This is a genomic window from endosymbiont of Sipalinus gigas (assembly GCF_004296475.1).
Classification (GTDB): domain Bacteria; phylum Pseudomonadota; class Gammaproteobacteria; order Enterobacterales; family Enterobacteriaceae; genus Nardonella.
Genome location: NZ_AP018162.1, coordinates 171,073 through 185,219 on the forward strand (window position 1 = coordinate 171,073; position 14,147 = coordinate 185,219).

General features: G+C 15.5%; 16 protein-coding genes and 1 tRNA gene. 10 read left to right on the forward strand and 7 right to left on the reverse strand.

The window, feature by feature from the left end; all coding sequences use genetic code 11:
- Position 1: 1 nt before the first annotated feature.
- The 6 genes from NARSGI1_RS01375 (at position 2) to rplI (ending at position 2,730) form a co-directional block, all read left to right on the forward strand.
- A complete protein-coding gene (locus NARSGI1_RS01375) occupies positions 2 to 205 on the forward strand; it encodes a tRNA (adenosine(37)-N6)-threonylcarbamoyltransferase complex ATPase subunit type 1 TsaE (protein WP_420895820.1) in 204 nt (67 codons plus the stop codon).
- Between the two features lie 84 nt (positions 206 to 289).
- Positions 290 to 1,228, forward strand: a complete 939-nt coding sequence (gene miaA, locus NARSGI1_RS00990) for a tRNA (adenosine(37)-N6)-dimethylallyltransferase MiaA (protein WP_130616956.1) — start codon at positions 290 to 292, stop codon at positions 1,226 to 1,228.
- 53 nt (positions 1,229 to 1,281) lie between these two features.
- A complete protein-coding gene (locus NARSGI1_RS01380; RefSeq protein ID WP_420895821.1) occupies positions 1,282 to 1,737 on the forward strand; it encodes a 23S rRNA (guanosine(2251)-2'-O)-methyltransferase RlmB in 456 nt (151 codons plus the stop codon).
- Between the two features lies 1 nt (position 1,738).
- Entirely contained in the window at positions 1,739 to 2,047 is a 309-nt protein-coding gene (gene rpsF, locus NARSGI1_RS01000; RefSeq protein ID WP_130616957.1) for a 30S ribosomal protein S6, read from the forward strand.
- Between the two features lie 15 nt (positions 2,048 to 2,062).
- A complete protein-coding gene (gene rpsR, locus NARSGI1_RS01005) occupies positions 2,063 to 2,275 on the forward strand; it encodes a 30S ribosomal protein S18 (protein WP_130616958.1) in 213 nt (70 codons plus the stop codon).
- On the forward strand, positions 2,275 to 2,730 hold the full coding sequence (gene rplI, locus NARSGI1_RS01010) for a 50S ribosomal protein L9 (protein WP_130616959.1): 456 nt from the start codon (positions 2,275 to 2,277) through the stop codon (positions 2,728 to 2,730). The genes rpsR and rplI overlap by 1 nt, the downstream gene beginning before the upstream one ends.
- A 7-nt stretch (positions 2,731 to 2,737) precedes the next feature.
- Here the strand turns inward: rplI and NARSGI1_RS01015 are convergent, their stop codons facing one another.
- Positions 2,738 to 3,481 carry a Bax inhibitor-1/YccA family protein gene (locus NARSGI1_RS01015; protein WP_130616960.1) on the reverse strand — a complete coding sequence of 248 codons (744 nt, stop codon included), beginning with the start codon at positions 3,479 to 3,481 and terminating at the stop codon, positions 2,738 to 2,740.
- A gap of 90 nt (positions 3,482 to 3,571) precedes the next feature.
- On the opposite strand from NARSGI1_RS01015, the gene asnS reads away from it, so the two are divergent.
- The 3 genes from asnS (at position 3,572) to NARSGI1_RS01030 (ending at position 7,558) form a co-directional block, all read left to right on the forward strand.
- Positions 3,572 to 4,939 carry an asparagine--tRNA ligase gene (gene asnS, locus NARSGI1_RS01020; protein ID WP_130616961.1) on the forward strand — a complete coding sequence of 456 codons (1,368 nt, stop codon included), beginning with the start codon at positions 3,572 to 3,574 and terminating at the stop codon, positions 4,937 to 4,939.
- Between the two features lies 1 nt (position 4,940).
- On the forward strand, positions 4,941 to 7,496 hold the full coding sequence (locus NARSGI1_RS01025; RefSeq protein ID WP_130616962.1) for a valine--tRNA ligase: 2,556 nt from the start codon (positions 4,941 to 4,943) through the stop codon (positions 7,494 to 7,496).
- Positions 7,487 to 7,558, forward strand: a tRNA-Ile gene (locus NARSGI1_RS01030). Before NARSGI1_RS01025 ends, NARSGI1_RS01030 begins: the two co-directional genes overlap by 10 nt.
- Before the next feature lie 5 nt (positions 7,559 to 7,563).
- Here the strand turns inward: NARSGI1_RS01030 and rpoD are convergent.
- The 3 genes from rpoD to rpsU all read right to left on the reverse strand — a co-directional run bounded on the left by rpoD (position 7,564) and on the right by rpsU (position 10,990).
- A complete protein-coding gene (rpoD, locus tag NARSGI1_RS01035) occupies positions 7,564 to 9,018 on the reverse strand; it encodes an RNA polymerase sigma factor RpoD (RefSeq protein WP_232513717.1) in 1,455 nt (484 codons plus the stop codon).
- Positions 9,019 to 9,104: 86 nt separating this feature from the next.
- Positions 9,105 to 10,787 carry a DNA primase gene (gene dnaG / locus NARSGI1_RS01040; protein WP_130616964.1) on the reverse strand — a complete coding sequence of 561 codons (1,683 nt, stop codon included), beginning with the start codon at positions 10,785 to 10,787 and terminating at the stop codon, positions 9,105 to 9,107.
- A 5-nt stretch (positions 10,788 to 10,792) separates the two neighbouring features.
- Positions 10,793 to 10,990, reverse strand: coding sequence for a 30S ribosomal protein S21 (gene rpsU, locus NARSGI1_RS01045; RefSeq protein ID WP_130616965.1), 198 nt, complete (start codon positions 10,988 to 10,990; stop codon positions 10,793 to 10,795).
- Positions 10,991 to 11,067: 77 nt separating this feature from the next.
- On the opposite strand from rpsU, the gene tsaD reads away from it, so the two are divergent.
- Positions 11,068 to 12,108, forward strand: a complete 1,041-nt coding sequence (tsaD, locus tag NARSGI1_RS01050; protein WP_130616966.1) for a tRNA (adenosine(37)-N6)-threonylcarbamoyltransferase complex transferase subunit TsaD — start codon at positions 11,068 to 11,070, stop codon at positions 12,106 to 12,108.
- Here tsaD and NARSGI1_RS01055 read toward each other — a convergent pair.
- The 3 genes from NARSGI1_RS01055 to rpsT are packed head-to-tail and all read right to left on the reverse strand — an operon-like array spanning position 12,101 to position 14,046.
- On the reverse strand, positions 12,101 to 13,276 hold the full coding sequence (locus tag NARSGI1_RS01055; RefSeq protein WP_130616967.1) for a tRNA nucleotidyltransferase/poly(A) polymerase-related protein: 1,176 nt from the start codon (positions 13,274 to 13,276) through the stop codon (positions 12,101 to 12,103). The genes tsaD and NARSGI1_RS01055 overlap by 8 nt on opposite strands.
- On the reverse strand, positions 13,245 to 13,805 hold the full coding sequence (locus NARSGI1_RS01060) for a flavodoxin (protein WP_130616968.1): 561 nt from the start codon (positions 13,803 to 13,805) through the stop codon (positions 13,245 to 13,247). Before NARSGI1_RS01060 ends, NARSGI1_RS01055 begins: the two co-directional genes overlap by 32 nt.
- A 7-nt stretch (positions 13,806 to 13,812) precedes the next feature.
- Positions 13,813 to 14,046: a 30S ribosomal protein S20 gene (gene rpsT, locus NARSGI1_RS01065; RefSeq protein WP_130616969.1), complete on the reverse strand. Its 234-nt coding sequence runs from the start codon at positions 14,044 to 14,046 to the stop codon at positions 13,813 to 13,815.
- Positions 14,047 to 14,147 lie beyond the last annotated feature (101 nt).

A 14,147-nucleotide genomic window follows, 5' to 3' on the forward strand; every position in this document is an offset into this window, starting at 1 on the left:
TATAAAAAATTTTGGATATATTAATAATATAAATAGTCCTACATATACATATATAAAAGAATATTTTATTAAAAAATATATAATATATCATATAGATTTATTTAGATTATATAATTTAAATGAATTAATAAATTTAAATTTTTTTGATTTATTAGATAAAAAAAAAAATAAGTTTGTTTTTTTTTTTAATAGAATGGCCAAATAAAATAAATTTAAATTCAATATTAAAACCAGATATTATATTAAAATTTAAAATTAAAAATAATATAAGGGAAGTAACATTTTATAAATGAATATCAAATTTAAAAATAATATAAAAGATATTATTTTAATAATAGGACCTACCTCATCTGGTAAGACTGATTTATCTATATATTTAAAAGATATATTTTATAATCATATAGAGTTAATTAGTGTAGATTCAGCTTTAATATACAGAGATATGAATATAGGAACAGATAAACCAGATAAATATACATTATTAAAATTTCCGTATAAATTAATAAATATAAAAGATCCATCTCAAAGCTGTTCTGTATATGAATTTTGTAATTATTTATATTATGAAATAGATAATATTTTAAAATTAAATAAAATTCCTATATTAGTAGGAGGAACTATGTTTTATTTTAAATATTTTTTAAATGAGTTTTCCATTTTTAATAAAAATGATTTTATAAAAGAAAATATAATATCATATATAAAAAAATATAATATAAATAATATATATGATTTTATAAAAATAAATAAGAATATTAATATAAATATAAATGATTATAATAGAATAATAAGATATATGGAAATTTGTTTAAGCAATAGTAATAAAAAATTAATTAAATTTAAATATAATATAAATAAATTTTTTATATTAAAAGAAAAAAGAATATTAAAAAAAAAAATAAAATTTAGATTTTATAAAATGTTAGATATAGGTTTAGAAAATGAAGTTAAATGTTTATTTGATAGAAAAGATTTAAATATAAATATGCAATCAATTAAATGTATAGGATATAATGAAATGTGGATGTATATAGATAATAAAATTTCATATAAAGAAATGATAAATTTATCTATAAATAGTACTATAAATTTATTAAATAATCAATTTTCATATATAAAAAAGTGGAATGATTGTATTTTTATAGATAATGATATTTTATCAAAAAAAATTTTAGTTAATAAAATTATAGAAATTATAAATAAAAAAATCAATTTGAGATTAAAATAAAAAATATAAACAATTTTTTTAAAAGTATAAATAATAAGGAAGAATTAATTTTAATTTTAGATAGGATATTAGATCCAAGGAATTTAGGATCTTGTATAAGAAGCGCATATGCTTTTGATGTTAAAAATATTATAATTACAGATAGAAATTCATGCCCCATAAATAAAACAGTTGAAAAAGTATCTAAAATATATAATATAGAAAAAAATATTAATATTCTAAAAGTAAATAATATATGTAATATTATATCAATATTAAAAGATAAAAATTTTGTTGTAATAGGAACATCATTAAAATCTAATATTTATTTAGATAAAATTAAATTATATCATTATAATATAGCATTAATAGTAGGATCAGAGCATTGTGGGATAAGAAGTAATATTTTACGTAAATGTGATAAAATTGTAAAGATACCAATTAATAATATTAACTCTTTAAATGTATCGGTAGCAACAGGTATATTTTTATTTGAAATTATAAGACAAAAACTTAAAAAAAATATATAATATGAAAAGAAATTATGAAATAGTTTTAATTTTTAGATCAGATTTTAATGATATAGATAATTTAATTAATGAATATTCATCTATAATAAATAATTCACATGGATTAATACATAATATAGAAGATTTAGGTATAATTAAATTTTCATATTTAATAAAAAAAATGTCTAACGGAAGATATTTATTAATGAATATAGAAGTTATAGTAAATATAATTAAAGAATTAGAAAAAAATTTTAAATTAAATAGTAATATAATAAGAATTTTAATTACTAAAACACAATTTTATAAAAAATTTTCATTAAAAATTTAAAATTAAATATAAAATATGAATAAAATTAAAAAAAATAAATTAGATATAAATTATTTTATAAATTATAAAAATATAATTTTTTTAAAAAAATATATTAATGATAATTTTAAAATAATACCAAAAAGAATTAATGGTAATAAATCAAAAATACAAAGAAAAATATCTAAAGAAATTAAAAAAGCTAGATATATAGGATTAATTCCATATACTGATAGACATTTAATATAATGATAAAAATAATTTTAATAAAAAAAATAAATAATTTAGGTAATATTGGTAATATAGTATTAGTAAAAAATGGATATGCTATGAATTTTTTATTACCTAATAATTTTGCTATTATAGCTACAAAAAATAATATAAATAATATTAATAATAAAATAAATGAAGTTAATTTATCAATTGAATATAAAAATAAATATATAAAAGAAATTAAAGATAAAATTATTAAATTATCATTAAATGATTTAACAATTTATATGAAATTAATAGATGAAAAAAAAATATTTGGATCAATTAATAAAATAGATATAATAAAAATATTAAATAATAAAGATATAAAAATAAATAAAAATCAAATAATTTTAAATAAGCCTATAAAAATTGTAGGTGAACATTTAATAAAAATTAAAATACATAATTCAATATTAGAATTAAATATAAATATATTAGGAAATAATTAATTAATATTTAAGATTTATTATTATTTTTATTTTTATTATATTTATTATAACTAATTTTTAATGGTATTAAAAATAAATTTATAAAATCTAAATATAATATCAATGCTCCTATTACTGAATAATTTTTTATTATTGAGCAATTATCAATTTCATTATATTTTTTACTAATATCTTTCAATTTATAAGTATCAAAAGCAATTAATCCAGTAAAAATAAATATACTTATATATGAAATAATCCAAGTTAATATATCACTATTTATACATATATTAAATAATGATGATAAACTAGTTCCTATAAGTAACATTAATAATAAATTACCTGTATCTGTTAAATCATTTTTTGTAAAATACCCATATAATGTCATAATTATAAATGTTAATGAAGTTATCATGAATATAGTAAATATTGATGATAATGTGTATATTAAAAATATACCAGATATATTTATCCCAGTTATTATTGAGTATAGTATAAATAAAAATATAGCTAAATTATTTTCTATACAATTAATCATACTTGATAAATAAAATACAATAAAAAATTGAGAAAAAGACATTAATAATAAAATTAATTGACTATTAAATATTAAATTTAAAATACATGGTATTTTTGATATAAAAAATGAAGTTAATGAAGTTAAAAATAATCCAATAGACATCCATCCATATACTCTATTCATAAATATATTAGTTTTTATATTTATATTTTCTTCATAACTATTATTTTTATATTTATAAGAATTTATCATAATTTACTCTCTTTTATATTATTATAGCAAATAATTTATAGTATAATTTTACCATAAATACTAATAAATTTAAATTAATATATATTTAAAATAATGAAAATATCTATAAATGAAATATTTAACAAATATAAAATACTTATTAATAAAGAAATAAGTATATACGGTTGGGTTAAAAGCAATAGAAATTCTAAAATTGGTATATCTTTTATATCTATAAATGACGGATCATGTTTTAAAAGTATACAAGTAATAGCTAATAAAGATTTGTATAATTATATAGATATTTTAAAAATAAATACAGGATATTCTATTAATGTTATAGGAAAAGTAATAATTTCTAAAGGAGAAAAACAAAATATAGAAATAAAATCAAGAATTATAAATATATTAGGAAATATATATAATTCAAAAGAATATCCAATTTCATCTAAATTTCATAGTTTTGAATTTTTAAGAAAATTTCCACATTTAAGACCTAGAACAAATATATTTTCTGCTTTGTCAAGAGTGAGAAATTTTATATTTAATAGAATAAATAATTTTATGTATAAAAATGGATTTAAATGGATACCTACACCAATAATAACTTCAATAGATACTGAAGGGAATAGTAAATTATTTAAAGTTTCATCATTAAATATATATGGTGATGAAAAAATAAAATATATTAATGACTTTTTTTGTAAAGAATCTTTTTTAACTGTATCCGGTCAACTTAATTTAGAAGCTTATGCTTGTTCATTATCTAAAGTTTATTCATTAGGCCCTGTTTTTAGAGCTGAAAATTCAAATACTACAAAACATTTATCTGAATTCTGGATGTTAGAATTAGAAGCTGCATTTATAAATTTAGATGAATTAATAAATTTATCAATAAATATAATAAAAAATATATATAATAATTTAATTATAAATTTACATGAAGATATAATCTTTTTACATAAAAAAAATAATATTAATAGTGATAAATTATTTAATATAATTAATTCTAAATATGAAATAATAGAATATAAAGAAATAATAAAAATATTAAATAAAAATAATTTTAATATAAAATTTAATGAAAATATAACATCTAAATATGAAAATTTTTTATTAAATTTTTTTAAAAATATATTAATAATAAAAAATTATCCTAAAAAAATAAAACCGTTTTATATGAAATTAAATGATGATAATTTAACTGTTTCTTCTATGGACATATTAGTACCTGGCATAGGTGAATTAATAGGAGGTTCAGTAAGAGAAGATAGATTAGATTTTATATTAAAATCTGTTAAAGAAAATAATATAAATTTAAATGATTATAATTGGTATATAGATTTAAGAAAATATGGAACTGTTCCTCATTCAGGTTTTGGATTAGGTTTTGAAAGATTTATATCATTTTTAACTGGTATAAAAAATATAAAAGATATTTCTCCTTTTCCAAGAAATATAAATAATTTAATGTTTTAATATGAAAGAAGAAAAATATAATCCTAAAAATTTTGAAAATGAAATATATAAAATATGGGAAAAAAATTTTAATTATAAAAATATTAATTATGAAGGTAATAATAATTTTAGCATAATTATCCCACCATTAAATATAAATGGTAAGTTACATATAGGTCATTCATTACAATATTATATAATTGATACATTAATAAGATATAATAGAATGATTGGTAAAAAAATATACAATAAATTTGGATTAGATCATGCAGGAATAGCTACTCAAATATTTATAGAAAAAAATAATAATACTAAAGATAAAAGTATATTAATAAAAAAATCTATTTTATTAAAAAAAAAAATAAAAAAATCTATATTAAAACAAATTGAAAAATTAGGTTTATTAATAAATAAAGACAAGTATAGATTTACATTAGATAATCATTATAAATATTCAGTTAGTTATGCATTTATAAAAATGTATAATGATAATTTAATATATAAAGATAGAAAAATGGTAAATTGGGATTTTAAAATAAATAGTGCTATATCAGATTTAGAAATAGAAAATATAAAAACACTTAGTAAAATTTGGTATATAAAATATTTTATATTAAAAAATAAAGAAGATAAAATAGATATAAATAAATATATAATTATAGCAACTACAAGACCAGAAACTATACTAGGAGATTCAGCTGTAGGAATTAATATAAATGATAATAGATTTTATAGTTTAAAAAACAATTATGCAGTGGTTCCTATAGTTAATAGAATAGTACCTATAATATTTGATAAATCAATAGATATATTAAAATTTACAGGATGTATTAAAATAACCCCGTCTCATGATTTTAATGATTATAATATAGGTATTAAATATAATTTAAGTTTTATTAATATATTTGATGATAATGGAAAAATAAACAATATATTAAAAATATATAAAAACAATATTAAATATTATGAAAATACTCCTAATATAGTATCTAAATTAGATATAAATAAAGCTAGAGAAGTAATAGTAAATGAATTATATAAATTAAATTTAATATATTTAGTAGAAAATAAATATATTAATATCCCAGTTAATTCAAGAACTATGAATATAATTGAACCTATAATAACTACTCAATGGTTTTTAAAAACAAAAAAAATATCAGAAAATTTAAAAGAATTAGTTAAAAATAATGAAATTAAATTTTATCCAAAAAAATATGAAAATATATATTTTAAATGGATAGATAATATAAAAGATTGGTGTATATCTAGACAAATATGGTGGGGGCATAAAATACCAGTATGGTATGATATTAAAAATAATATATATTTAGGATATAATGAAAAATATGTAAGAAATAAATATAAACTTGGAAGTAATATACATATATATCAAGATAAAAATGTTTTAGATACATGGTTTTCTTCTGGTTTATGGTCTTTTGTTTCATTAGGTTGGCCAAATAAATTAAATAATTTTAAAAAAATAAGCCCATATAATATAGTAATAAGTGGATTTGATATTATATTTTTTTGGATATCTAGAATGATATTATTATCAAATCTTTTAATAAAAGATAATTTAAAAATACCTTTCAAAGAAATATACCTAACATGTATAATAAATGATAAATTTGGAAATAAAATATCAAAATCAAATAATAATATTATAAACCCAATAGATATTATAAATGGTAATTTTAAAGAAAATACAAAAAAATATTATATAGGATCAGATTGTTTAAGATTAAATTTATTATCATTTAGTAATATAAGAAATATTAAATTAAAATTAGATAAAACTATTATATATAGAAATTTTTGTAATAAAATATGGAATGCAAGTAAATTTATTTATATTAATATTAATAGTAATATTTATATTGATTTTTTAAAATATAGTGATTCTTTTAAAGAAATATCTATATATAATATATGGATAATATTAGAATTTAAAAAGGTATTATTATCTTTTAATAAATTTATTAACAATTATAGACTAGATTTAATAATAAATTTAATATATAATTTTGTATGGAATACATTTTGTAATTATTATTTAGAATTTTCTAAATATTTTTTATATTATAGTAATAATGAATTAATTAAGGAATATTATATAAATACATTATTTTTTATATTAAATTCAATATTAAAATTATCACATCCATTTATACCATTTATTACAGAAAAAATATGGCAATTTTTTATAAAAAAATTAAATATAGATAAAAAAAATATTATATTAAATGAAAAATTTCCAGATTTAAATTTATATGAAAAGTTATTAAGTAAAAATAATAGTAATTTATATAAATTAGAATATAATATTAATTTTATAATAAATTTAATAAATATAATAAGAAAAATAAAAATAAGTATTAATAAAATATATATATATTTATTAGAAAATAGTATAAAAATATTAATATTTGATAATTTAAATTTAATAAAAAAAATATCAAAAATAAATGATATTATATTAATAAATGATTATTCTTATAATTTAATATTAATAAATATAGATAATATATTAATTAATAAAAAGTTAATAATTTATAAAGATAAGGCTCTTTAGCTCAGTGGAAGAGCAGACGACTCATAATCGTTTGGTCGTTGGTTCAAATCCAACAAGAGCCATTATTTTAATCATCTAAAAAACTTTTTAATATATCTGATTTACTAGGATGTCTTAATTTTTTTAATGCTTTAGCTTCTATTTGTCTTATCCTTTCTCTTGTAACATCAAATTGTTTACCTACTTCTTCTAATGTATAGTCGGATTTCATATCTATACCAAATCTCATTTTTAAAACCTTTTCTTCTCTAGAAGATAATTCAGATAATATATTTTTAGTAGCATTTTTTAAACTATCAAATGTAGCTGATTCTAATGGTAAAATGTTAGAAGTATCTTCTATAAAATCTCCTATATTAGTATCTTTTTCATCCCCTATAGGTAATTCTATAGAAATAGGCTCTTTAGAAATTCTCATTATTTTTTTTATTTTTTCTTCTGAAATTAATATTTTTTTAGATAATTCTTCTATTGTAGGTTCTCTTCCGTTCTCTTGTATTATTTTTCTTGATATTTTATTTATTTTATTTATTGTTTCTATCATATGAACTGGAATTCTTATTGTTCTAGCTTGATCTGCTATAGATCTAGTTATAGATTGTCTTATCCACCATGTCGCATAAGTTGAAAATTTATATCCTTTTTTATATTCAAATTTATCTACAGCTTTCATTAATCCTATATTTCCTTCTTGTATTAAATCTAAGAATTGTAATCCTCTATTTAAATATTTTTTTGCTATTGATATTACTAATCTTAAATTAGCTTCAATCATTTCTTTTTTAGCTTTTTTAGTTTTTGATTCTCCTACTGATATTCTTTTATTTATATCTTTTATTTTATTTATATTTATTTCAGATTCATTTTCTATATTTTTTAATTCTTTTATATATTTAAATATTTCATATTTAATTTCAAATAATTTTTTTGACCATAATTTTTTACTATTTATTTCATCAAAAACCCAATTATAATCTGATTCATTTTTTAAGAATATTGATAAAAATATATTTCTTGGGATATTACAATAATTAATACATAAATCCATTATTAGTTTTTCATTAATTCTAATATTATATATAACTTGTTTTATAGAATTTATTAAAAAATTAATTGATTTTTTAGATAAAATTATATTTTTAATTATTTTAAATAATTTTTTTTTTTCTAAATTTATAATTTCATTATTAGAATTAAATTTTATATTATTTATTTTATTATATTGATTTTTTAATTCTAAAAATATATTTTTAGTTATTTCAGGATCTATATTATTTTCTGTACAAAAAGAAAAATTATTTTTTTTACTAAATATGTTATTTTTATTATAAAATCCATCTATTAGATCAAAAATTTTTATTTCTCCTTTTTCTACTAAATTATATTGTTCTAATAAATATGATATTGACTTAGGATATTCTATTATTGCTAATTTTATTTCATTTATACCTTCTTCTATATTTTTTGATAATTTTATTTCTTTATCTTTGGTTAAGAGTTCTACTGAACCCATTTCTTTCATGTACATTTTTATAAAAAATATTTATTTATAATTTTATTATATTTTAATATATATTTTTAATTATTAATTATAATAATTTAATAAAATTATTTTTTAAATAATTTTAAATTTAATAACCACAATTTATTTTTTTCAATTTTATTTAAACCTATTTTTTTATCTTTTTTTATTAAATATTCTTGTATATTTTTTATAAAAAATTTATTTATCCATTTTAATATATCAATAAATACTATATTAGTATATTTTATATTTATCATATGATTATATTTTGAAAAGTATAATATCTTTTCAAAAAAAATATTTTTTTTTAATAAATTTAATAATTTATATGTATTAAATATTTTATTATTTTTATATATTTTAAATATTTCTATTAATATATTACATTTATATTTTTCTATTATATATTTTAATTCTTTTTTATTATTTATATAATAATAATAATTTGGATTTTGTATTAATAATATAGTAAATAATTTTAATGGATTTATATTATTTTTATTAAAAGTTATTTTTTTATTAAAATTATTATTAATATTTCTATTATATAAATTAAAATTAATATTTATTTCTTTTTTTAGAAAAAATTTTATTAATTTTCCTGGTATTTTTTTTAAAAATTTTTTTATTAATCTTATTAATTTTATTTTTTCATATATATTAGATATATTAATATTTTTTTTTATTACCTTAAAAAAAAAATCATAAAAATACATAGAATTATCTATCATATTTTCAAATTTCGTCTTTCCTATTTTTCTTATTAAAGAATCTGGATCTTCGTTTTTAGGTAAAAATAAAAATTTAACTTCTCTGTCATCTGTTATATAACATAAAATTTTATTTAACATTTTCCATGAAGCCACCCTTCCGGCTTTATCTCCATCATAACAAAATATTATTCTATTAGAATTATTAAATAATATTTTTATTTGTTCTTCTGTAGTTGATGTTCCTAATGATGATAAAGCATAATCTATACCATTAAAATGCAATGATATTACATCAGTATATCCTTCTACTAATAATAATTTATTTATTTTAAAGTGTTTTTCTTTTATTTCTGCAAGTCCATATAATATATTTCTTTTTTTAAAAATTTTATTATCTTTAGAATTTATATATTTAGGATATTTATCATCTAATCTTCTTCCCCCAATACCAATTATATTACCAAATGTGTTTTTTATAGGAAAAATTATTCTTAAATTAAATTTATCAATATGTATATTTTTATATTTTATAATTAATCCTAAATTTTTTAATAAATATAAGTTTTTAAAATTATTAATTAATACATTATTATATGAAAATCCTATATTAAAAAATTTTATTATATTTATATCCCATTTTTTATCACTTATAAATTTTAATAAATATTTATTATTTATATTTTCTATTAAATTTTTTTTATATATATTACATATCTCATTCATTTTGCTATATAAAAAAAAATATTTATTTTTTTTTATATTTGATAAATTATATTTATTTTTTATATCTATATTTAAAAGTTTTATTGTTTCATAAAAATTTATATTATAGTAATTTTTTATAAAATCTATTATATTTCCATGAGCTCCACATCCAAAACAATGATATTTTTTTTTTAATTCATTTACAACAAATGATGGATTATTTTCTTTATGAAATGGACATAAAGCAAAAAAATTATCTCCTATTTTTTTTAAATTTAAAATTAATTTTACAAAATCAATTATACTTATATCTTTTAATAAATTGCTAATATATATGTTATTATCCATTAAAATTATAATTTATTTATTTTATTTTTTTTATTTATTTTTTTTTTTATTAGTAATTTATATTTTTTTCTTTTTGTAGTAGGTTTTTCATAAAATTCTCTTCGCTTAATTTCTGATATTATTCCAGCTTTTTCACATGATTTTTTAAATTTTCTTAAAGCTAATTCAAAAGATTCATTATTTTCTATTTTTATTATTGTCATTTTAATATACCATTTTAAAATTTATATTTATAAGTTATTATATATAATATTTATAATTTTTCTTAATTTATTTTATAATGAAAATATTGGGAATAGAGACATCTTGTGATGAAACTGGAATAGCTATATATGATAGTACTGTTAAAAAAATATTAAATAAAGTTTATAGTCAAAAAATTCATTCTAAATATGGAGGAGTAGTTCCTGAATTAGCATCAAGAAATCATTTAAAAAAAATTTTACCTCTAATAAAAAGTTTATTAAATGAAAAAAATATAAGTAAATATGATATAAATTGTATAGCATATACCGCAGGTCCTGGTTTATTTGGATCATTAGTTATAGGAGCGTGTATTAGTAAATCATTATCTTATTCTTTAAATATTCCTTTAATTCCTATTAATCATTTAGAAGGTCATTTATTATCGCCTATAATAGATAAAATTATAAATTTTCCTTTTATTGGATTGATAATTTCAGGAGGGCATACACAAATAATAAAAGTTAATAATATAGGAAATTATAATATATTAGGTGAATCTATTGATGATTCTGTAGGAGAAGCTTTTGATAAAGTTGCAAGGTTATTAGGAATAGAATACCCTGGAGGGAGAAAGTTATCAATGTTAGCAAAATATGGTGTAAATAATAAATACAAATTTCCTAGACCTTTAATAAAAAATAAAAAATATAATTTCAGTTTTTCTGGTTTAAAAACATTTGTATCAAATATAATAAAAAATATAAAAAATATTGATTATCAAGAAAAATGTAATATAGCTAAAGAATTTGAAAATTCAGTAATAGATATTTTACTAAGCAAAAGTATCAGTGCGTTAAAAAATAATAATATAAATAATTTAGTAATATCAGGAGGGGTTAGTGCTAATACTGAAATAAGAAAAAATTTTAATAATTTAGGTAAAAAAAATAATATAAAAATTTGGTTTCCTAAATTATATCTTAGTAAAGATAATGGAGCAATGATAGCTTATGTAGGTTATTTGAAATATATTAAATATTTTAAAAAAAATAAAAATTTAATAAAAAATAATTTGTATATAAATTCTAGATGGGATTTAGAGTTATCTGAACTTTTATATAAAAAAATTAAGTAATTTTATTTTTAACAAAAAAATCATCTATTTTTTCTTTTTGCTTTTTAATTATTTCTAATTTTATATTTTTACCTTTAAACTTATTAATTATATCTTTTGTATAAATAGAATTTATTTCATTTAATATAATACTAATATATTCATGTATATATATCTTTCTATTATTTAAAAAAATTATATTATTCATTTCTTCATAAGATATTTCTTTTATTATATTCATTTTTTTTTTATCATTTAATTTTAAGTTATATATTAATTTAATAATATTTAATGAATTTAATTTTTTTATATTTTTTATTAAAAAATAATTTTTTATTACATCAATAATTATTTTTTTAAAATATTTAGATATATTTAATTTTTTTAATAAACTAGATATTTCATATTTTATTTCATTTACATTTAAATTTTTACTTATTTCATAAATTATATATAAAAATTTATTTAATATATTTAACTTTAAATTTTTAATTTTTTTTATTTTTTTTAAAAAAAAAATTATTTTATTTTTTATATATCTTTTATCTATAATTTTATAAAATTCATTAAATAATAATTTTAAAGCTCCACACATATGTAATGTATAAAAGTAAATATGAGAATTTGTATTTAATAGTGATTTTTTAGTTTCAATCCATATTCTTTCATATGATATATATATAAGTTCTCTTGAATTAACTATTTTTTTCATTAATTCTAATGTTAATTTATCTATTTTAAATCCTAAATGATATAAATATGCAAATATTCTAGCAACTCTAAGAACTCTTAATGGATCATCAGAAAAATTATTAGATATATGTTTTATAATTCTTTTTTTGATATGATATAACCCCAAATATGGATCTATAATATTACCATATTTATCTTCAGCAATTGCATTTATAGTAATATCTCTTCTATATAAATCTTCTTCTATAGTAACAGAAGATGAAAAATTACATATAAAACCACTATATCCATATCCATTTTTTTTTTCTGTTCTAGCTAAAGCGTATTCTTCTTTAGTTATAGGATTTATAAATACAGGAAAATTTTTACCTACTTGTTTAAATCCCAGTTTAATCATTTCATCTATATTTGATTCTATTACTAACCAATCTTTTTCTTTTACTGGTAAAGATAATAATTTATTTCTAATAGCTCCTCCAACTAAATATATTTTCATTATTTTTATTTAAATCTTTTTTAATAATATTTAACCATATATTTATTCTTTCATCTGTTTTTTCTGATTGATTATCTTCATCTATAGTTAATCCAAAAAAATTATTTGATTTTTTATCTAAACTTTTAGTTTTCTTAAAAAAATAGAATTTATTAGGCCATAATCCAATTATATTAGCATTATTTTTTTTTAAAATATTATATATTAAATATATAGCATCACAAAAGTTATCAGAATAATTTATTTGATCCCCACATCCAAATAATCCTATGTACTTATTATTAAAATCAGTAGATTTTATTAAATCAATTATATTTTCCCAATCATATTGTAATTCTCCATAATACCAAGTAGGTATACCAAATAACATATATTTGAAGTTAGATATATTATCTATACTATTTTTTAATGATATATCAAATAAAATAGAATTTTCTTCTCCTATTTTATTATTAATTATTTTAGATATTTTTTCTGTATTACCTGTATTCGTTCCAAAAAATATTCCTATTTTGTTATTTTTATTCATAATTTATTTATATACTATTTATTTTAATCATTAATTTTGATTTATATCTAGAGCATTTATTTTTTTTTATTATATTTTTTTTTGTTTGTATATCTAAATATGATTGTAATTTTTTAAAATTTTCAATAGAAAGATTTTTATTTTTTGTCTCTATTGATAATTTAGTTTTTTTAATTAAAGTTTTTATTATTTTTTTACTTTTAAAATTATTTTTTTTTACTTCAATACATTTGTTATTCATAATTTGAATATTTTAAAATAATATTTTTTAAAAACATATATTTAATATATAATTTTATTTAAACTTTAAATTAAAAATAAAATTAATTAGTTATAAAAATA

What these genes read in the sequence shown, in the direction of transcription:
- miaA (WP_130616956.1), top strand. Translation starts at nt 290, where the DNA reads ATGAATATCAAATTTAAAAATAATATAAAAGATATTATTTTAATAATA.
- rpsF (WP_130616957.1), top strand. Translation starts at nt 1,739, where the DNA reads ATGAAAAGAAATTATGAAATAGTTTTAATTTTTAGATCAGATTTTAAT.
- rpsR (WP_130616958.1), top strand. Translation starts at nt 2,063, where the DNA reads ATGAATAAAATTAAAAAAAATAAATTAGATATAAATTATTTTATAAAT.
- rplI (WP_130616959.1), top strand. Translation starts at nt 2,275, where the DNA reads ATGATAAAAATAATTTTAATAAAAAAAATAAATAATTTAGGTAATATT.
- NARSGI1_RS01015 (WP_130616960.1), bottom strand. Translation starts at nt 3,481, where the DNA reads ATGATAAATTCTTATAAATATAAAAATAATAGTTATGAAGAAAATATA.
- NARSGI1_RS01025 (WP_130616962.1), top strand. Translation starts at nt 4,941, where the DNA reads ATGAAAGAAGAAAAATATAATCCTAAAAATTTTGAAAATGAAATATAT.
- rpoD (WP_232513717.1), bottom strand. Translation starts at nt 9,018, where the DNA reads ATGAAAGAAATGGGTTCAGTAGAACTCTTAACCAAAGATAAAGAAATA.
- dnaG (WP_130616964.1), bottom strand. Translation starts at nt 10,787, where the DNA reads ATGGATAATAACATATATATTAGCAATTTATTAAAAGATATAAGTATA.
- rpsU (WP_130616965.1), bottom strand. Translation starts at nt 10,990, where the DNA reads ATGACAATAATAAAAATAGAAAATAATGAATCTTTTGAATTAGCTTTA.
- tsaD (WP_130616966.1), top strand. Translation starts at nt 11,068, where the DNA reads ATGAAAATATTGGGAATAGAGACATCTTGTGATGAAACTGGAATAGCT.
- NARSGI1_RS01055 (WP_130616967.1), bottom strand. Translation starts at nt 13,276, where the DNA reads ATGAAAATATATTTAGTTGGAGGAGCTATTAGAAATAAATTATTATCT.
- NARSGI1_RS01060 (WP_130616968.1), bottom strand. Translation starts at nt 13,805, where the DNA reads ATGAATAAAAATAACAAAATAGGAATATTTTTTGGAACGAATACAGGT.
- rpsT (WP_130616969.1), bottom strand. Translation starts at nt 14,046, where the DNA reads ATGAATAACAAATGTATTGAAGTAAAAAAAAATAATTTTAAAAGTAAA.